Source organism: Brachybacterium sp. FME24, assembly GCF_014897705.1.
Lineage (GTDB): Bacteria > Actinomycetota > Actinomycetes > Actinomycetales > Dermabacteraceae > Brachybacterium.
In genome coordinates, this window is the sequence record NZ_JABUXV010000032.1 from 1 (window position 1) to 18,681 (window position 18,681).

General features: G+C 70.1%; 13 protein-coding genes, 1 tRNA gene and 2 pseudogenes. 6 read left to right on the forward strand and 10 right to left on the reverse strand.

Features of this window, described 5'->3' with window-relative positions:
* Positions 1-175 precede the first annotated feature (175 nt).
* Positions 176-1,234 (forward strand): biotin/lipoate A/B protein ligase family protein, encoded by a 1,059-nt coding sequence (locus INT51_RS21330; protein WP_193107430.1) that lies wholly within the window; start codon positions 176-178, stop codon positions 1,232-1,234.
* Between the two features lie 70 nt (positions 1,235-1,304).
* On the opposite strand, the gene INT51_RS22465 is transcribed toward INT51_RS21330, so the two are convergent.
* Positions 1,305-1,532: a hypothetical protein gene (locus INT51_RS22465; protein WP_226986034.1), complete on the reverse strand. Its 228-nt coding sequence runs from the start codon at positions 1,530-1,532 to the stop codon at positions 1,305-1,307.
* Between the two features lie 33 nt (positions 1,533-1,565).
* On the reverse strand, positions 1,566-1,991 hold the full coding sequence (locus tag INT51_RS22470) for a metallophosphoesterase (protein WP_226986035.1): 426 nt from the start codon (positions 1,989-1,991) through the stop codon (positions 1,566-1,568).
* A gap of 109 nt (positions 1,992-2,100) precedes the next feature.
* On the opposite strand from INT51_RS22470, the pseudogene INT51_RS21340 reads away from it, so the two are divergent.
* Positions 2,101-2,302 (forward strand): annotated as a pseudogene (locus INT51_RS21340) (ISL3 family transposase); the annotation flags it as partial.
* 50 nt (positions 2,303-2,352) lie between these two features.
* Here the strand turns inward: INT51_RS21340 and INT51_RS21345 are convergent.
* Complete coding sequence (locus INT51_RS21345; protein ID WP_193107420.1) at positions 2,353-2,859, reverse strand: DinB family protein; 507 nt, start codon at positions 2,857-2,859, stop codon at positions 2,353-2,355.
* A gap of 85 nt (positions 2,860-2,944) precedes the next feature.
* Between INT51_RS21345 and INT51_RS21350 the strand changes: the two are divergent.
* Together INT51_RS21350 and valS are read left to right on the forward strand one after the other, a co-directional pair.
* Positions 2,945-3,307 (forward strand): annotated as a pseudogene (locus INT51_RS21350) (transposase); the annotation flags it as partial.
* 177 nt (positions 3,308-3,484) lie between these two features.
* Positions 3,485-6,160, forward strand: coding sequence for a valine--tRNA ligase (gene valS / locus INT51_RS21355; protein ID WP_193107421.1), 2,676 nt, complete (start codon positions 3,485-3,487; stop codon positions 6,158-6,160).
* 116 nt (positions 6,161-6,276) lie between these two features.
* On the opposite strand, the gene INT51_RS21360 is transcribed toward valS, so the two are convergent.
* The gene (locus INT51_RS21360; RefSeq protein ID WP_193107422.1) at positions 6,277-7,581 is read right to left on the reverse strand and encodes a hypothetical protein; all 1,305 of its coding nucleotides are present in this window, start codon (positions 7,579-7,581) and stop codon (positions 6,277-6,279) included.
* Positions 7,582-7,820: 239 nt separating this feature from the next.
* Between INT51_RS21360 and INT51_RS21365 the strand changes: the two genes are divergently transcribed.
* Positions 7,821-8,264, forward strand: coding sequence for a hypothetical protein (locus tag INT51_RS21365; RefSeq protein ID WP_226986036.1), 444 nt, complete (start codon positions 7,821-7,823; stop codon positions 8,262-8,264).
* Positions 8,265-8,296: 32 nt separating this feature from the next.
* On the opposite strand, the gene INT51_RS21370 is transcribed toward INT51_RS21365, so the two are convergent.
* The 3 genes from INT51_RS21370 to INT51_RS21380 all read right to left on the reverse strand — a co-directional run bounded on the left by INT51_RS21370 (position 8,297) and on the right by INT51_RS21380 (position 11,568).
* On the reverse strand, positions 8,297-10,084 hold the full coding sequence (locus tag INT51_RS21370) for a SelB C-terminal domain-containing protein (RefSeq protein ID WP_226986037.1): 1,788 nt from the start codon (positions 10,082-10,084) through the stop codon (positions 8,297-8,299).
* The gene (selA, locus tag INT51_RS21375) at positions 10,084-11,442 is read right to left on the reverse strand and encodes an L-seryl-tRNA(Sec) selenium transferase (protein ID WP_193107425.1); all 1,359 of its coding nucleotides are present in this window, start codon (positions 11,440-11,442) and stop codon (positions 10,084-10,086) included. The genes INT51_RS21370 and selA overlap by 1 nt, the downstream gene beginning before the upstream one ends.
* A gap of 31 nt (positions 11,443-11,473) precedes the next feature.
* Positions 11,474-11,568: transfer RNA gene (locus tag INT51_RS21380), tRNA-Sec, on the reverse strand.
* A gap of 61 nt (positions 11,569-11,629) precedes the next feature.
* Between INT51_RS21380 and selD the strand changes: the two genes are divergently transcribed.
* Positions 11,630-12,652 carry a selenide, water dikinase SelD gene (gene selD / locus INT51_RS21385; protein ID WP_193107426.1) on the forward strand — a complete coding sequence of 341 codons (1,023 nt, stop codon included), beginning with the start codon at positions 11,630-11,632 and terminating at the stop codon, positions 12,650-12,652.
* An 87-nt stretch (positions 12,653-12,739) separates the two neighbouring features.
* On the opposite strand, the gene nrfD is transcribed toward selD, so the two are convergent.
* From nrfD to fdnG, 3 genes are read right to left on the reverse strand one after another with little or no spacing between them, the layout of a single operon-like run.
* Positions 12,740-13,858, reverse strand: a complete 1,119-nt coding sequence (gene nrfD, locus INT51_RS21390; protein WP_193107427.1) for an NrfD/PsrC family molybdoenzyme membrane anchor subunit — start codon at positions 13,856-13,858, stop codon at positions 12,740-12,742.
* Entirely contained in the window at positions 13,855-14,856 is a 1,002-nt protein-coding gene (locus tag INT51_RS21395; protein WP_193107428.1) for a 4Fe-4S dicluster domain-containing protein, read from the reverse strand. The genes nrfD and INT51_RS21395 overlap by 4 nt, the downstream gene beginning before the upstream one ends.
* Positions 14,853-18,149 carry a formate dehydrogenase-N subunit alpha gene (fdnG, locus tag INT51_RS21400; RefSeq protein ID WP_193107429.1) on the reverse strand — a complete coding sequence of 1,099 codons (3,297 nt, stop codon included), beginning with the start codon at positions 18,147-18,149 and terminating at the stop codon, positions 14,853-14,855. The genes INT51_RS21395 and fdnG overlap by 4 nt, the downstream gene beginning before the upstream one ends.
* Between the last annotated feature and the right edge of the window lie 532 nt (positions 18,150-18,681).

An 18,681-nucleotide genomic window follows, 5' to 3' on the forward strand; every position in this document is an offset into this window, starting at 1 on the left:
GGAGCCACGGAGCCACGGAGCCACGGAGCCACGGAGCCACGGAGCCACGGAGCCAACGAGACCAACAGCGGCAACCTGCCGTCCTCGTCCGCAGAGCCCCGCCGGTCCCGGTCGCCCGCGCACGCCGCGAGTGCGAGAAGATGGGGCTATGGATGCGCGCAGCGACAGCACGGTGATGCAGGGTCAGTACAAGGTCCGTGGCGGCAAGCTGGTCTCGGTGGACGTCACGACCCAGGACGACCGGATCAGCACCGCCCACGTGTTCGGGGATTTCTTCCTCGAGCCCGATGACGCCCTCGAGGATCTGGGTGCCGCCCTGCAGGGCATGGCGACCGATGCCTCCGCCGCCGAGTTCGCCGCGTCGATCACCGCGCGCCTGGAGGCACGGCCGGAACCGGTCCAGATGATCGGGTTCGACGCCGAGGCGGTCGCGATCGCAGCGCGCCGGGCACTCGGTCACGCCTCCAGTTGGGAGGATCTCACCTTCGAGGTCATCCCCGCCGTGGTCCTGCCCCCGGTCCTGCACGTGGCCCTGGACGAGGTCCTGCCCCAGGAGATGATCGCGGGGCGCCGCGGTCCGCTCCTGCGGATCTGGGACTGGGACTCCTCGCTCGTGGTCATCGGCTCCTACCAGTCGCTGCGCAACGAGATCGATGCCGAGGGCGCAGCCCGCCACGGCATCGGAGTGGTGCGCCGCATCACCGGTGGCGGCGCGATGTTCATGGAGCAGGGCAACTGCATCACCTATTCCCTGGTAGTGCCCACCTCCCTCGTGGAGGGACTCACCTTCGAGCAGGCCTACGCCTACCTCGACGACTGGGTGATGGGCGCGCTCGCGGAGATCGGCGTGAAGGCCCGCTACGTGCCGCTGAACGACATCGCTTCCGAGCAGGGCAAGATCGGCGGCGCCGCCCAGCGGCGATTCGCCGGCGGCGTGCTGCTGCACCACGTGACCATGTCCTACGACATCGACGCCGACAAGATGGGCGAAGTGCTGCGGGTGGGCAAGGAGAAGCTGTCCGACAAGGGCACCCGCAGTGCGAACAAGCGCGTGGACCCGATGCGGTCACAGACCGGCCTCGCCCGGGAACAGATCATCGACGGGTTCCTGGACCACTTCCGCGCCCGCTACGACACCCGGGCATCGACCTACACCGACGAGGAGCTCACCAGGGCCCGCGCCCTGGTGGAGACGAAGTTCGGCACCGACGAGTGGACCGCACGGGTGCCGTGATCGCCTCCGGGACGGGGTGACGGGCGGGCACCTCGCGTCGCGGCTCGTCGTCCAGGTCGGCCGGTCCGCGTCAGCGCAGTCCGAGCACCTCGTGCGCCCCGCGGTAGATCCCGGTGCGCAGCTCGATCGCGTGCGCCTCCGCCTCCGGCATGCCCGACGCGAAGGTCGACTCGATCTCCGCCTCGATGTCGTCCGGCACGCGCATGAACTGCACCCCGAACCGGCCATCGGCCACCTCCCCGGCCGCTCCCTCGAGAATCACGTAGGAAGGCACCGGCGCACCGAGAGGGTTGCCCACGTTCACGAGCATCCCCTCCGGCTGCACTGAGAGTTACGCGTCGTGGATGTCCCCGTAGACCACGACGTCCGCACGCGGCACAACTCCGGTGAACGGTGTCGGCTCGAACATCATCGCGAAGACGTCTGCGCTGGGCTCCCGGTGCACCCGAGTGAATTCGTCGATCGGGGACGCATGCAGCACTCGCACCCGTCGGCCCGAGAGCACCAGGTCGAGGCTGCCGGGCAGGGCGAACAACCAGCCGTGATCGTCCGGAGACAGCTCGCAGCGCCACCACGCCTGGGCGTCGCCGACCGGCTCGCCGCCCCCGGCGAGGAAGACCTCCCAGTTCCCGCGCACCGTCGCCTCGCAGTGCACCCGGGTCAGGGCGATGCAGGCAGCACCGCGGGGCCCCTTCCCCACCACGTCGCCGAGGTTGATCACGCGCGTGATGCCGCGCGCGGCGATGTCGGCGAGCACGGCCTCGTAGGCGGTGAGATCGCCGGCTCTTCGCAGTTGAGGGTGTCGTCCGGTCGACGCGTCGGTGGCCGGGTAGGGGTCGAGGTCTCCCGAAGATAGGGGGGACTATGATCTCGGGCTCGAAGTGCTCGGGCAGCGGTTGGAGCCCGATCGGGCGATTCTCCGGTGCCGGGTTGTCGAGCCCGACAGATGGTGTCGTCGCTGCGGATGCCAGGGCGCGGCCAGGGACACGGTGGTCCGGCGGTTGGCGCACGAGCCGTTCGGGTGGCGGCCCACGGTGTTGGAGGTCAGCCTCCGCCGATCCCGGTGTCACGCCGCCTCCGACGACCCCGAACACGGACCGACGACGCGCCGCGAGCCGTCAGTCGCCGACGCTGCCGTCGATCATCTCGCGCAGGATGTCCGCGTGGCCCGCGTGCCGGCCGGTCTCCAGGATCACGTGCAGGTACACCCACCGCAACGTCAGCTCCCTGCCCCGCGGTGCGTAGTCGAGGCTGTGCTGGGCGGCGATCTCGCGGGAGCGGTCGCACGCCGCCTGGTAGGCGGCGATAACGTCGTCGAGCTTCTCGTTCGGCTCCAGCCGCAGGTCGGCCTCCGGGTCTGCCTCGGTCCACGGCGGCGTGGGCAGCTCCGCGGCGGGGATCTGCCCGATCTGCTCGGCGAACCCGCCCAGTTCCACCCACCGCAGGTGTTTGATCAGGCCGCCGAGGTTGGTGCCGGTCGGCACCGGGCTGCGCCGGGCGTCCTCCTCCGACACCCCCCGGGCCTTGCGCACGACGGCGTCGCGCAGGTAGTCCAGGAACGTCTCGAGCTGCTCGCGCTCGCTGGCGGCGACCACGCTGCCGAGGATCTCACCGGGTCGAGTCATGGCCGGAACATAGCACGCGGGCAGACCCTTGCACAGGGGCTATTTTTCGGCTCTTCGCAGTCGCAGGTGAGGGTGTAGTCCGGTCGGCGCCCACGTCGGGGTCGAAGCCACCTGGGGCATCTACCAGCGGATGATCGCCGCCTACCGTGAGCCCGACCGAACCCAGGGCCGCGAGCTGATGAGGCAGTTGCTCGAGTCGATCAGCCGAGGCGTCCCCAGCCCGTTCAGCGAGATCATCACGCTCGGCCGCACCCTGACCAAGCGCGCCGCCGACGTGCTCGCCCACTTCGACCGGCCCGGCACATCCAACGGCCCCACCGAAGCGATCAACGGCCGCCTCGAACACCTCCGCGGCTCCGCCCTCGGCTTCCGCAACCTGACGAACTACATCGCCAGATCACTATTCGAGACAGGCGGCTTCCGACCCCAACTACACCCTCGATGGTGAAGAGCCAGATTGCCGTGCACGTCGGAGACCAGGGCGATGCGCTCAAGAGCAATGTCCCCACGGTACGGCGCAGGAACCCGCCCGCTCAGCGCCACGAGACGCTCGGTGATGGCGCGAGCGCGCTCACACTGCTGACGCCTACGTTGCACTGCCCCTCAGACCTGGAACAATGCCCCCATGACCGAAACCGCACCGCGCCCTGATTCCGCTCTCCCCGATCGCCCTTCCCTCGAGGGCCTCGAGAACAAGTGGGACAGCGTATGGAGCGAGCAGCAGCTCTACGCCTTCGACCCCGACACCACGCGTGACCAGGTCTTCAGCGTCGACACCCCGCCGCCGACCGCCTCGGGAGCACTGCACGTCGGCCACGTGTTCGGCTACTCCCAGGCCGACATGATCGTGCGCTACCAGCGCATGCGCGGCAAGAATGTGTTCTACCCGCTGGGCTGGGATGACAACGGACTGCCTACCGAGCGTCGGGCGCAGAACTACTTCGGCGTGCGCTGCGATCCCTCGCTGCCCTACGTGGAGGACTTCACGCCCCCGCAGGAGGGCGGCGACAACAAGTCCTCCAAGACCGCGAACCAGCTGCCCATCTCGCGCCGCAACTTCATCGAGTTGTGCGAGCGCCTCACCGCGATCGATGAGAAGTCCTTCGAGGAGGTCTTCCGCACGCTCGGCCTCTCGGTGGACTGGAACCACAGCTACCAGACCATCAACGCGCACTCCCGCGCGACCAGCCAGCGCGCGTTCCTGGAGAACCTCCAGGCCGGCCAGGCGTACCAGTCGGAGGCCCCCACCATGTGGGACGTCACCTACCGCACCGCCGTGGCCCAGGCCGAGCAGGAGGACCGCGACCGCGACGGCGCGTACCACCAGCTCGGCTTCACCAAGACCGACGGCACCGGCGAGAGCGTCGTCATCGCGACCACCCGCCCCGAGCTGCTCCCCGCCTGCGTGGCCCTCGTGGCCCACCCGGACGACGAGCGCTATCAGGATCTCTTCGGCTCCACGGTCACCTCTCCCCTGTTCGGCGTCGAGGTGCCTGTGATGGCGCATCCCCTCGCCCAGCCGGACAAGGGCGCGGGCATCGCGATGATCTGCACCTTCGGCGATGCGAACGACGTGACCTGGTGGCGTGAGCTCGAGCTGCCCACCCGCTCCGTGATCGGCCGCGACGGACGCTTCCTCCCGGAGGCCCCATGGATCTCCACGCAGGAGGGCCAGGACCGCTACGCCGAGCTCGCCGGGCTGACCGTGTTCAGCGCGCAGAAGCGCGTCGTCGAGATGGCCACCGAGTCCGGTGACCTGACCGGGGAGATCGAGAAGATCAGCCACCCCGTGAAGTTCTACGAGAACGGCGACAAGCCGCTGGAGTACGTGACCTCCCGCCAGTGGTACCTGACCAACGGTGGCCGTGACCAGTCCACGGGCGGGCTGCGCGACGCGCTCATCGAGCGCGGTCGCGAGCTGACCTGGCATCCCCCCTACATGGAGTCGCGCTACCGCAACTGGGTCGAGGGCCTGGCCGGGGACTGGCTGATCTCCCGCCAGCGCTTCTTCGGCGTCCCCTTCCCGATCTGGTACGGGGTCGGCGCCGACGGCGAGACCGACCACGGCACGGTGCTCACCCCGCCGGTCGAGAGCCTCCCGATCGATCCCACGATCGACGTGCCGGCCGGCTTCACCGCGGACCAGCGCGGCGTGCCCGGCGGCTTCGTCGCCGACCCCGACATCCTCGACACCTGGGGCACCTCCTCGCTGACCCCGCAGCTCGCCGGCGGCTGGAACTCCGACGCCGGGGACGACGGGCTGTTCGGCAAGGTCTACCCGATGGACCTGCGCCCGCAGGGCCACGACATCATCCGCACCTGGCTGTTCTCCACGATCGTGCGCTCCCACCTGCAGCAGGACTCGCTGCCGTGGAAGCATGCCTCGATCAACGGCTGGATCCTGGATCCCGACCGCAAGAAGATGTCGAAGTCCAAGGGCAATGTGGTCACGCCCATCGGCCTGCTGGAGCAGCACGGTTCCGACGGGGTGCGCTACTGGGCAGGGCGAGCCCGCCAGGGCGTCGACACCGCCTTCGACGAGGGTCAGATGAAGATCGGCCGACGTCTGGCGATCAAGATCCTCAACGCCTCGAAGTTCGCCCTGGGCTTCGGCGCCGCCCCGGTGGATCCTGCCGGCCGTCTGGCCGCGGACCCGGCAGCCGTCACCGACCCGCTGGACCGTGCCCTGCTGGCCCGTCTCGCACAGGTCGTCGAGCAGGCCACCGTGGCCTTCGACGACATGGACTACGCCCGCAGCCTCGAGGTCACGGAGCCCTTCTTCTGGGCCTTCTGCGACGACTACATCGAGCTGGTCAAGGAGCGCGCCCACGGCAACAGCGCGTCCGGTGAGGCCGGTGCCGCTTCCGCCCGGGCCGCGCTCGCGATCGCTCTCGAGGTGCAGCTGCGCCTGTTCGCCCCGGTGATCGTGTTCGCCACCGAGGAAGTCTGGTCGTGGTGGCGCGGCGGCAGCGTGCACACCCAGTCATGGCCGCAGGCCGCTCCTCTGCAGGATGCGGCGGCAGGCCAGGACGCGGCCCTGCTGGACTCGGTCGCGCAGGCGGCGATCTCGGTGCGGCGCATCAAGTCCGATGCGAAGGTGTCCCAGAAGACCCCGATCCTCCGGGTGAAGGTCGTGGCTCCGCAGACAGCGCTGGCACACCTCGAAGCCGCCGCGGCGGATCTCACTGCTCTGGGAAGGATCGATGCCCTCGAGCTGGTCTCCGGCGAGAGCGACGACATCCTCACCGAGGACGTCGAGCTGGGCGAACCTCCGGTGAAGAAGCCGCGCGCCACGGACTGAACGTCACGCGGGGCACATCGGAACCCCACCGACGACGAGCACTCGACCCTGATGCGGGTCGGGTGCTCGTCGTGGTTCCCGCCATGGTGCTCGGCGGGCCGGAGCCAGCACGGGGATCAGAAAGGTGAGTGGTCGGAGATCCAACCACCGGCATCCTCGAGTGCCCCGGAGGCGTCCCCGATCGCATCGTCGAGGTCGTAGTCCCCGGGAGTGATGTCGTTGACGATCTCGTTGGGGTGGACGGAGAGGGAGAGGTCCGCCTCGACGCCGAGCGCGGCGGCGACATCACCGCCGACGGCGAATCCGACCTCGTCCGTCGAGACAGTGCCGCCGAAGCTTCCCCCGAGGCCGGCGCCCGCCGAGACACCCATCGAGGCGGACGAGCTGAGCCATCCGCCCGGGGAGGTCGCTGCGAAGTCTGCATCGGCCTTGGCCCCCGCGAAGGCTCCTGCATCGGCCCCGAAGGTCCAGCCGTTGATGTCTCCGTCCTCATTGCGGGTCGCATGCGAGTAGGCATTGGCGTGAGCCTCGGCGCCGGCGAAGCCTCGCACTCCCAGCGTGTTGCTCGCCCCGAAGGGGCCGGTGACGGTCGCATTGATGTCCCCGTACGCGCCGGCCCCGGCCGAGGCGCCGGCGCTGAAGCCATCGCCATAGGTCACACCGGCCTCGGCATAGGCCTCGGCTCCGGCACGGCCTGTGGACTGCAGCGAGGTGCCTCCCGGCCCGTTCAGCATCTCGTCGTAGCCGATCTCCGCCCCGGCACGCGCACCGGCGGTGCGGGTGGTGTTCCCGTAGTCGTCCACGGTGGTGTTGGTCCCCGCGCTCGCCCGCGTGTTCGCGTAGCCGTCGACGTACCCGCGGTCGTTCTCGATCTCGCGGCCGTCCCAGTGCGATCCGCCTGCATCGCTCTCGCCGACCGGACGATCCCCTGAGGCGGCATTGCCGGTCCCGTAGCCCGGATCACCGTAGAACTCGGAGGTCCCGGCCGATCCGTCCTCGCCGGAGCCGATTCCCAGAGCATTCTCCAGCCCGTCGATCACGGAGGGGCCCAGGGGGAGCCCGGGGATCGGCTGGGGCAGCGGGAGCAGCGGTCCGGGGAAGGGGAGCGGGGCGGGCAGAAGATCCCTGATGATGTCCAGGAACCCGCCATCACCGGCGCTGGAGGCTTCATCCTGCTCGTCGGCGTGCGCTTCGAGCGCGCGTGCCCGCTCCTGCACGTCCGCTCCACGGGCCAGAAGATCTGCTTTGACGGTGCTGTGCCAGAGGTCGCGGAAGGCGTCGGCGTCGGGCCCTTCCCAGGCGGCACTGTCGATCGCGATCGAGGCGACGGTGACCAGGTCCGAAAGCCGCTGCGCACCGTTCCTGCATGCCTGCGCCTGGCCTCGCAACTGGTCGGTATCTCCCCCGAAGAATCCGGCCACAGCTGCTCCTCTGTCGTCACCCATTGTCCCTGACGTGTGAACCAGGGTACGGCGGCGCACCCCCTCGTGCCCATGGGGAGTACTCCCCATCGAGTGGTCACGCCGTAGAGCAGTCCGCCATAGAGTGGGTGCCAGTATCCGGCCGCCCCAGGCTCTCGAGCCCTCCGCCACATCGCCGGTACACCTGACCACCCGGAGGAAGGCCTATGCAGCGGACGATCCGCAGCGCAGGATCGCGCATGAATCACGTCATCGGGCCGATGGTGATGCTGATCGGGGTCGGGGCCGCGATCACGGCAGTGGTGCTGGCGATCGCGCTCGAGGCACCGGCTTTCCTCGCGCTGCTCGTCCCCGCGGTCCTGGCACTGGGCGGCGGGGCCTTCATCCTGTGGGGCGCGCACCGATCGCGGCTGCGCATCGACGGGCGCGGGTTCAGCTGGTGCGGCTTCGTCGGGCGAGAGCAGTCGGTGCGCTGGGAGCAGCTGCACCAGCTCCTCCCGCCTCCGCCGGATGCGACACGCACTGCTGCGATCGCGCAACTGCGCGACGGGGATCGGGTCGAGGTGAGGGCGCTGTGGGAGTCGGCGACGTCTCCGGCCTCCCTGCTCGGCGGATCGGACCACAGCGAAGCACAGAACGCACTCCTGGCTGCCCACCGGGCGTGGCTCGCCGAGCGTCGCTGACCTCTGGCTGAAGGTGCCTCGCACCGGGACGCTCAGCGCACGATCTCCCGGTGTCCCGCATCGAGACGGCGGGTCCAGCCGCGGGCATCGAGATGCTCGAGCAGCGGGATCGCGACGCGGCGCGTGGTCCCGAGCGCCTGGCGGGCGTCGCTGGTGGTGAACGGCGACGGCAGCTGCGCCAGCTCGCGCATGGCGAGCGCCGGTGCAGTGGGCAGCAGGATCACCCCGTCGTCCAATCGCAGCAGCCGTCCCTGCCGGTCCGCCGCCGCGAGTTCGCGGGCGCCGAGATGCAGCACCGACAGGTCATCGGCCTCGGGCGCGCGGAACGGCGCTCCTCGCAGTCGCTCCTCCAGCTGCGTGATGGACGACTCCGCCTCGCCCAGCGTCTCGGTGGCCGCGGCGTCACGCACGCGCCCCTCGCTCTGATCCAGCCCGGCAGCGGCCACCACGACGTCCAGCAGTGTCGCAGCGGGCAGATCGAGGGCGTCGACCGCGGCCTTCCGCGGGATCCCGGAGGACAGGGCGTCCGCACGGCGGTCGGTCTCGACGAGCGTTCGCAGGTGCTCTGACCACCGCTGCAGCGCGGGTGCTTCCACGAGCCAGCCTCCGTGGCGGCTCAGCGTCGTCGGGAGCAGGATGGGAACGGCCACCCCGAACCGCTCCAGGGCATCTTCTCGCATGGCGCCACGACGCGCCACCTCGGCGGCGATGTCGCCGGTCAGCGGCATGGCCTCCAGAGCCCGGGTGCGGCGGTGGCCGTCGCCGCGCCGGGCGGGACGGGGCGGGTCGACATCGAGCACGTGCGCCCCGGTGCGCACCGAGTGGCTCCCGCTGCCTCGCAGCACCAGCGGGTCCCCGACGCGCAGCGGCAGGGCGCGGGCGAGGGTGAGACGGGCGTGGTCCTCGCCGAACGGCCGCACCCGCGCAGGCACGGCCGCAGTGCCGATATGGACCATGAGCTCCCCGGGGGACTCTGCGAAGCCGGCCCCGGTCCGGCGGCGCACGTCGATCACGGTCGTGATCTCCCACGTCCCCGGGGTGAGCAGTGCGTCCCCGCGGCTGATGTCGTCGGCGCCGAGGCCGCGCAGATTCACTGCCGCGCGGCTGACCGGGCCGATCGAGGCCTGCGACCCGCCGCGGCTCTGCAATCCGCGTACGACGACCTCTCCCCCTCGGATCGCGCCGCACAGCTCCAGCCGCTGCTCGCGCACGAGAGTGCCGGCGCCGAGGGTCCCGGTGACCACCGTCCCCGCCCCCGAGATGGTGAAGGAGCGGTCCACCCACAGGCGCACCCGCTGGACGGCAGAGGGCTCACGCGCAGTGCGCACAGCCTGGTCGAGCAGGTCTCGGAGCTGATCGAGTCCCTCACCGGTGACGGCGGAGACGCCGAGCGCGGGAGCGTCAGCCAGTCCAGTCCCGGCCAGTTCGGTGCGGGCCTCGGCGATCACCGAACCCACGCGGTCGGGGGCGAGGTCGGCGCGGGTGACCACGATCAGGCCCTGGTCGATCCCGAGCGCGGCGATGGCGTCGCGATGGTCCGAGGACTGGGCCCGCCAGCCCTCGTCGGCCGCGACCACGAAGCAGACGATCGGGGCGGGGCCGAGTCCGGCGAGCATGTTGGCGAGGAAACGTTCGTGCCCGGGCACGTCCACGAAGGAGGCCTCCCGGCCCGAGGGCAGAGTGGTCCACGCGAAGCCGAGATCGATGGTCAGTCCGCGCTGTCGCTCTTCGCGCAGACGGTCGGGCTCGATGCCCGTGAGGGCGCGGATCAGGGTGGATTTCCCGTGGTCGACGTGCCCAGCGGTCGCGATGACCTGCATCATCGACTCAGGTCCGGTGATGCTGGTGCTGCAAGCGCGGCGCGAGCGGACTCGACGGCGGCGATGAGGCGCCCGTCGTCGGCCGGAGGAATGCAGCGCAGATCCAGGAGGCACGCGCCGTCGCGCACCGTGGCGACCACGGCGGGCTCTCCGGTGCGCAGCGGGTCGGCGAGCTCGGCCTCCAGGGCGAGCGCCCAGCCGGGCAGCGGCACCTCGGCCCCGCCTCCGCCGCCGACCCGTCCTTCGTGCTCGATGAGACGACCGCCGAGGCATGCGGCCAGCTGCGCGGTGCGCTCGCGCAGTTCGTCGGGGTCCAGGCGCAAGGACTCGAGCACCGGTGGGGTGGGGCCGGTCAGGGTCGCCTCGAGCGCCGCGAGGGCGAGCTTGTCGGCGCGCACGGCGCGCGCCAGCGGGTGGCGGGCCAGGCGCGCGATGACGTCGGCCCGGCCCAGCAGGATCCCTGCTTGAGGTCCGCCCAGGAGCTTGTCCCCGCTGGCGAGGACGACATCAGCGCCGTCGCGCAGGGCGGCGGCGATATCCGGTTCGTCGGGAAGCCGGGTCTCGGGGCCGAGCAGGCCGCTGCCGAGGTCGACCACCAGCGGCGCGCCCGCCGTCCGGCAGGGCCCCGCGAGCTCATCGACGCCGACGTCGCTGGTGAACCCGACGATGCGGTAGTTGCTCGTATGGATGCGCAGCACGCATCCCGTATCCGGTCCGAGCGCGTCGGTGTAGTCGCGAAGATGGGTGCGGTTGGTGGTGCCGACCTCGCGGATCCGTGCGCCGGTGGAGGCGATGAGGTCCGGCAGGCGGAAACCAGCACCGATCTCGATCAGTTCGCCGCGGCTGATGAGCACCTCGGCGGTCCCGGCCAGGGCGGTGGTGGCGAGGACCAGGGCGGCGGCGCCGTTGGTGACCACCAGGGCGTCCTCCGCCTCGGGGCAGGCGGCCAGCAGTGCCGCCCGGGCTCCCGCACCGCGTCGCCCTCGAGCTCCGGTGCCCAGGTCGAACTCGACATCGGTGTACCCGGCGGCGTCCTGGAGGGCGCGCCGCGCGGCCTGCGACAGCGGGGCCCGACCGAGATTGGTGTGCACGATGACGCCGGTGGCGTTGAGGACCGGGCGCAACGAGGCCGCGGGCCGGCCCCCGATCGCGGCGAGGATCTCGTCGAGCACCTGCTCGGGATCGATCGCTCCGGTCCGTGCCCGGGCCTGCGCGGCGCGCACGATCTCCCGCACGACGCGCTCGCTCATCGCCTTACTCGCCCGCTCGACCTGCGGGTGCGCGAGCAGGAGATCGGTGCGAGGGATGCGGCGGCGCGGATCCGTGGTCCCTTCCCGCTGCTCCGGGGTCTCGGGCACGGGAACCTCCTCGTTCGGGCCGACGGGTGCGTGGCGGAGGCGGACGGGAATCGAACCCGCCAGACCGAGATGCTCGGTCTCACCGGTTTTGAAGACCGGGGCGCCCACCAGGACACGTACGCCTCCACCGGTAACGTATCACCGCGGGACCAGGCGCTTCGGGCAGCGACTGAGTAGGCTCGCTGTCATGGACGACACTCCTCACGCTCCCGTCTCGACGCCTCTGACGACGCCGACGATCCGCCTGACGACCATGGCCCACGGTGGGGGCTGCGCCTCCAAGATCCCGCCGGGCGAGCTCGAGGAGGTCGTCGGGGCCCTGGCCGGTCAGCAGTACGACTCCGTGATCGTGGGCCTGGAGGACGGGGACGACGCCGCCGCGGTGCGGATCTCCGGGGACACCGCCGTGCTGTCCACCGCCGACTTCTTCACGCCCGTGGTCGATGATCCCTTCGACTGGGGCCGCATCGCCGCGGCCAACGCCCTGTCGGATATCTACGCCATGGGCGGTGACCCGGTGGTCGCGATCAACCTCGTGGGATGGCCGCGCGAGGTGCTGCCCTACGAGCTGCTGCGCGAGGTCCTCGCCGGCGGTCTCGCCGTCGCGCAGGAAGCAGGGGTCCCTGTGATCGGCGGTCATTCGGTCGATGATCCGGAACCGAAGTACGGCATGGCCGTCACCGGTACGGCGCACCCGGACCGGCTGCTGCGCAATGATGCCGCACGCCCGGGGCTGCCCCTGACCCTCACCAAACCGCTCGGGGTGGGGCTGCTGAACAACCGCATGAAGTCCACCGGCGAGGCCTCCGCAGTCGCTGTCGAGACCATGACCGCCCTGAACCGGGACGCCTCGAAGGCTGCGCTGGCCGCCGGGGTGCGGGCCGCGACCGACGTGACGGGTTTCGGACTTCTGGGCCACCTGCACAAGATGGCCCGCGCCTCCGGCATCGGCGCGATCATCGACCGCGCCGCGGTGCCGCTGATCGAGGGCGCCGCCGAGGCGCTGCGGGACGGTTATGTCTCCGGCGGCACCCGACGCAACCTCGACTGGGTGCGGGACCAGGTGCGTGCGGGCGCCGGCATCGGCGAGGAGGACCTGCTGCTGCTGGCCGACGCGCAGACCAGCGGCGGTCTGCTGGTGGTCGGCGAGGTCCCCGGGTATCCGATCATCGGTGAGACCGTCGCGGGAGACGGCATCGACGTGCGCTGAACCCGATCGATCGCGCGCCCCGGGGCTGTCCCTGTCGTCCCTGGGTCGTTCCTGGCCGGCTCTGCCGTCCCTGTCCGGCTCGCCGGCTCAGCCGGCGGTGGTGATCGAGTCGTCGGTGATCCCGGCGGCCCGTCGTGCGGCCAGGCGCGCTTTCTGCGGCTCGATGACCCGGCGCGGGTCCTTCACGGACTCCAGACCGGCCTCGAGCACCCCGAACCGGGTCAGCGCCGAGGAGGCGAGCAGGGCGACGCCGCTCGCGGCGGCGACCACCCGATGGCGGCCGCCGAGCATCGCGCCGAGGCCGCCGGCGATCGCGAGGCGCTCGGCCCAGGTCAGCATCCTTCCGGGCCTCCCGGTCTCCAGCGGCTCGGACTCCAGCGGGTGCATCGACTCCTTCATGGCCCTCATGGAGACGAGGTCACCGACCACGCCGGCCGCGGCGAGCAGCCGGGCCGGGCGGGTCTCGGAGACCGGCGTGGTGAGCATCGCGGCCCCACCGGAGGCCAGGCTCGCCGAAGAGACGAACAGGTAGGACAGGTGCGCGCGGGAGGCCTCCCACGTCGGCACCGTCGTGTTGCCGAGCAGCGCTCCGGTGTACGAGGCGAGCAGCGGCGCGAGGACCAGCTGGCCGACGGAGGCGGGCCCTTCGGAGATCCGCAGCAGCCCTCGCGCGGGTCCCAGCGGGAGCCTCTGCCCTGCCAGGCGGTCCACCTCGAGCGCGCCGAGCACCCCCGAGAAGGTCGCGAAGCCGCTGACGATCCAGGTGCCCAGGCTCATCGGCGAGGTCACCTTCACGGTGCGCATCATGTTCAGGAACCGCTCCGGGCGTCCGAGGTCCTCGACCAGCGCGACCGTGCCCAGACCAACCGTGGCCAGGGCGGTCAGGCGCGCATTGCGGCGCAGTGCGGGCCTGCCGGTCAGCTGCGCACCGAAGCCCAGCAGCGCCGAACCACCCGCCACCCCGCCCAGGAACAGGTAGACGGCGATCGGGCCGCGCCACGGCGGGGCCTTGACCACGGGACGGCCGTAGTAGGAGTCGAACTCCTCGGACCGCTCGAACTCGACGTCCTCCACGAGCGCGCCCTCGCGGGATCCGTCACCCATCCCGACCTCGGACAGGGAGCGGCGACGACGACCCGTACCGCCACGACGACGCCGGCGCGGGGGCTGCGGCGGGCGGTCGGCATCGAAATCGGTGACGCTCATCGACGCCCTCCCAGGAAGGCGAGGGCGGTGACCGCGAGCATGCCGGCCGCAGCGATCCCGGCCTGCGCATAGGTCGCGGGCAGGGACTTGGTGGGGACCTGCGGGTCCGGTGGGAGCCCGTAGACCTCGGGTTCGTCCAGCAGCAGGAACATCGATCCGGTGCCCCCCACCCCGTCGCGGGGGTTCGCTCCGTACAGGCGGGCTTCGGTCATGCCGCGCCCGTGCAGGTCGCGCACCCGCTCCTGAGCGTCCACGGCGAGGTCCTCGTGGTCGCCGAAGAGGATCGACTGGGTGGGGCAGGTCGCGGAGCAGGCGGGCTGTTCGCCGTCGACGAGCCGGTCGTAGCACAGGGTGCACTTGTTCGCGGTGCCCTCATGCGGGATCCCCTCGCTGCGATCCGCGCGCGGGGAGACCGTCCCGTCGTCACGCCGTTCGATGACGCCGAACGGGCAGGCGCCCACGCAGGTGCCGCAGCCGTTGCAGACATCCTCCTGGACCACCACGGAGCCGAACTCGGACCGGAAGATCGCCCCGGTCGGGCAGACGTCCAGGCAGCCGGCGTTGGTGCAGTGCTTGCACACGTCCGAGGACATCAGCCAGCGGAACTCCGGCGTATCCGGCGCCGTGCGGTCCGCGGTCGAGAGATCCCCGGCCGGCAGCGCGCCCCGCGGACCCGAGGTCTTCGGGCCGATGCCGGGCATCCCGAGGCTGACGAGCTTGCGGCCCGACTCGCGAGCCTCGTCGATCCGTTCCTGGCCCTGCTCGATGAAGGCCACGTGACGCCAGGTGTTCGCGCCCAGTGCCCCGGTGTTGTCGTAGCTGGATCCGAGGATCTCCAAGCTGCCGTCGATCGGGTTGCTGTTCCACTCCTTGCACGCGACCTCGCAGGCCTTGCAGCCGATGCAGATCGAGGTGTCCGTGAAGAACCCCTTGCGGGCATGCTCGTGACCCCAGCCGGATTCGGCTGCGGGGCCTTCGGGACCGGCGAGGAAGGTCATCGGTTCTTCATCTCCTTGATCGTGGACTCGCCATCGGGCATGGCCGCAGCCTCCTGCGGGCCACGATCCTCCATGTGGTTGGAATCGCTGACGGGACCGGCGCCGGGCGCACCCTCGGCGCCGTCGACCGCCGGGTGCTCGGACATCACGAGCCCGGCCCGGCGACGGTACTCCACCACCAGCTCACGGCGAGCGGCGCCGCGGGGGCGCCGCCCCGGGATGATCGTGCACGAATTGTTCTTGCTGTTCTGGATCTGCGTGTTCGCATCCAGGTTCATGCCGATCAGATCGTTGGCGCCATCACCCTGGATGAACGCTTCGCTGCCCTGGCCGAAGTGGAACGGGAGTCCGATCTGATGGATCGTGCGATCCCCCACCTGGAGTGGCGCCAACCGCTCGGTGACCAGAACTTTCGCCTCGATGGCGGAGCGCGCGGAGATGATGGTCCCCCAGCCGTAGGGCTCCAGTCCGATCTCCTCGGCGAGCTCCGGGGACACCTCGCAGTACATCTCCGGCTGCAGCTCGGAGAGGTAGGGCAGGAAACGGCTCATGCCGCCGGCGGTGTGGTGCTCGGTGATCCGGTACGTGGTGAACACGTACGGGTACACCTCGCCGCCAGGGCCCATCGCACCCGGAGAGCTGAGGTTGTCCTCGCTGCGGAAGGTCACCCGGGTGGGGTTGGACTGCTGCTCGTACAGCGGGTTGCGGATGGGCGACTCCGGGGACTCGTAGTGGGTCGGCAGCGGGCCGTCCACGAGTCCCGTCGGGGCGAACAGCCAGCCGCGGCCGTCGGCCTGCATGATGAAGGCGTCCGTGCCGGACAGCGCTCCGGCACCGCCGACGTCGGGGTCGCCCGGGTCGTCGGGGCGCTTGGTCAGGGGGAAGTCCGGGATGTCGTGCCCGGTCCAGATGCCGGTCTCCTCGTCCCACCAGACCAGCTTCTTGCGCTCGCTCCAGGGCTTGCCCTGCGCATCGGCCGACGCCCGGTTGTACAGGATCCGGCGATTGGCGGGCCAGGCCCAGCCCCACTCGGCGGCGGTCTCGTCCTGGTCCGGCCCCGGCATGCGCCGACGCGCCTGGTTGATGCCGTCGGCATAGACGCCGGTGTAGATCCAGCAGCCGCCGATGGTCGAGCCGTCGGCCCTCATCTCCCCGAAGGAGGCCAGCGGCTGCCCGGCCTTCTCCCCCGTGAGGTGGCGACCGTTGATCTCCGCCAGAACCGCCTCGGCATCCGGCTCGCCGTTGTCCTTCACCGGGTAGTCCCAGGTCAGGTCGAGGATGGGACGATCCCGAGGATCCGTGGAGTCCTTGAGCTTCTCGCGGATCCGGCACCCGAGGTCGACCATGAACTCGAGATCGCTCTTCGCGTCACCAGGAGGTTCGACGGCCTGATCGCGCCACTGCACCATGCGCTGGGTCTGGGTGAAGGACCCTGCCTTCTCGGTGTGGTTGGCGGCGGGCAGGAAGAACATCTCGGTGCCGATGTCCTCGGTCACCAGTTCACCGGATTCGATCTCCGGGCCATCCCTCCAGAAGGTGGCCGACTCGATCATGTAGAAGTCCCGCACCACCATCCATTTCAGGTGCGACAGCCCGAAGCGCTGCATCCGTCCGTTGGCCGAGCCCACCGCGGGGTTCTGGCCGAACAGGAAGAATCCGTCGACCCCGTCCTCCAGCATCCGCATGGTGGTCTGATACGTGCCGTGGGCGCCCGTGAGTCGCGGCAGATTATGGAAGCCCCAGTCGTTCTGGGCGGTCGCCGAATCGCCCCACCAGGCCTTCAAGAGATTGATGGCGTAGATGTCGGCGTCGGCCCAGAAGCCCTTCTGCTCCTTCTTGCCGATGGCGCGGGTGTACTCGTCGAAGTCGTCCTGACCGACCAAGGGCATCGGCAGGTAACCGGGGAGGATGTGGTAAAGCGTCGGGATGTCGGTGGAGCCCTGGATGGTGGCGTGACCGCGCAGGGCCATGACGCCGCCGCCCGGACGGCCCATATTGCCCATCAGCAGCTGGAGCACGGCTGCGGTGCGGATCATCTGCGCGCCGCCCTGGTGCTGGGTCCAGCCCAGCGCGTAGGCGAAGCAGGTGGTCCTCTCCCGTCCGGAGTTCTCGGCCACCGAGCGGGCCAGGTACTCGAAGTCCTCCGGGGCGATACCGCAGGTGTCCTGCACCATCTGCGGCGTGTAGCGCGCATAGTGTCGCCGCAGGAGCTGGAAGACGGTGCGGGGGTGCTGCAGCGTCTCGTCCCGCTCGGGCAGGCCGCGCGCGATCCGTTCCTCATCCCCGGCGTAGGCCCAGGTCCCGTTGTCGTAGGTTCCGCTCTCCGGGTCGTAGCCGGAGAACAGACCGTCGAGATCCTCGGGGTCCCCATAGGATTCCGAGACGATCGTCGAGGCATTGGTGAACGCCTTCACGTACTGCTCGAACCACAGCTCGTTCTCGAGCACGTACCGGATCACCCCGCCGAGCAGCACGATGTCCGTGCCGCTGCGGATCGGGATATGCCGATCAGCGTTGGCCGAAGTACGCGTGAACCGCGGATCCACATGGATCACGCGGGCCCCGCGCTTCTTGGCCTCCATCACCCACTGGAATCCCACCGGGTGCGCCTCGGCCATGTTCGACCCCTCGATGACGATGAGGTCCGCATTGGCCATGTCCTGCAGGGACTGCGTGGCACCGCCACGTCCGAACGAGGCTCCCAGACTGGGAACCGTGGCGGAGTGTCATATGCGGGCCTGGTTCTCCATCTGGATCGCGCCCGCCGCGGTGAAGAACTTCTTGATCAGATAGTTCTCCTCGTTGTCGATCGTCGCACCGCCGAGACTGGCGATACCCATCGCACGCCGCAGGGGCCGACCGTGCTCGTCGGCGTCCTGCCAATGGTTCCGACGCGCCTCGAGGAAGCGGTCGGCGATCATGTCCATCGCGGTATCGAGCTCTAGGTCCTGCCACTGGGTGCCGTGCGGCGGGCGATAGCGGACTTTCGTCTGGCGCAGCGAGGAGTTCGCGAGCTGCTCGCTCGCGGCACCCTTGGGGCACAGTCGGCCGCGCGAGACCGGTGAGTCCGGATCGCCTTCGATCTGGATGACCTTGCCGTCCTGATGGAACACTCGTTGGCCGCAGCCCACTGCGCAGTAGGGGCAGATGCTCTGGGCGACGCCGTCGGCAGTGGCGGTGCGCGGCGTGATCTCGTGGGTCTTCGCCGAGGTGACCGCGGCGCCGCGACCTGTCGGATCAGCCCCGCGCAGCTGCCGGAGGACCGGCCAATCCAGGAAGTGTGGGCGAGCCATGGCTCGTACGGTATCAGCGGTCCGTGATCGACGAGAGCATTCCTCGAACAGTCGCCGCATACCCGGCGTACCAGGGTGCTCGCGCGCCGGGAACGGGTTGGTGAAGGTCCTGGAGGGCAAGGCACTGGAATTCGCGCTGACACACGCGCGGGCCTGAAGTGAGCGGACCTCGAGGAGCGGCGCACGGTCGGCGGATCGATGGGCTCAGCACCCGGTCCCACCTCACCAGGCCTTGCGACGAAGGAGCTTCCCGACCAGGCGTTCGCTTCGTGTCCTGGCGGACCGAAATGGCGTCTCCACCTGGAGCAGAGCACCGGTGGTCGAGTTGCTGCGGCGCCCACCTCGCGCGGATTCGTTGACCGTTCGTAAGCCGAGGGTGAGACTGGATCAAACCATCCCTGACTGGTGGTTCCCCTCTCTTAAGGAGAGTCCGCATGGATGCAAGAGCGAAGGTAGCCCTCGGACTTCTCGGCGGATGGTCAAGTCCCTGGAAGTGGTGTAGCGGTCCTTCGATGAGAGGGGTCAGGCGGTA

Coding starts and splice junctions, on each gene's coding strand:
- INT51_RS21330 (WP_193107430.1), top strand. CDS start 176: ATGCAGGGTCAGTACAAGGTCCGTGGCGGCAAGCTGGTCTCGGTGGAC.
- INT51_RS21345 (WP_193107420.1), bottom strand. CDS start 2,859: ATGACTCGACCCGGTGAGATCCTCGGCAGCGTGGTCGCCGCCAGCGAG.
- valS (WP_193107421.1), top strand. CDS start 3,485: ATGACCGAAACCGCACCGCGCCCTGATTCCGCTCTCCCCGATCGCCCT.
- INT51_RS21365 (WP_226986036.1), top strand. CDS start 7,821: ATGAATCACGTCATCGGGCCGATGGTGATGCTGATCGGGGTCGGGGCC.
- INT51_RS21370 (WP_226986037.1), bottom strand. CDS start 10,084: ATGCAGGTCATCGCGACCGCTGGGCACGTCGACCACGGGAAATCCACC.
- selD (WP_193107426.1), top strand. CDS start 11,630: ATGGACGACACTCCTCACGCTCCCGTCTCGACGCCTCTGACGACGCCG.
- nrfD (WP_193107427.1), bottom strand. CDS start 13,858: ATGAGCGTCACCGATTTCGATGCCGACCGCCCGCCGCAGCCCCCGCGC.
- INT51_RS21395 (WP_193107428.1), bottom strand. CDS start 14,856: ATGACCTTCCTCGCCGGTCCCGAAGGCCCCGCAGCCGAATCCGGCTGG.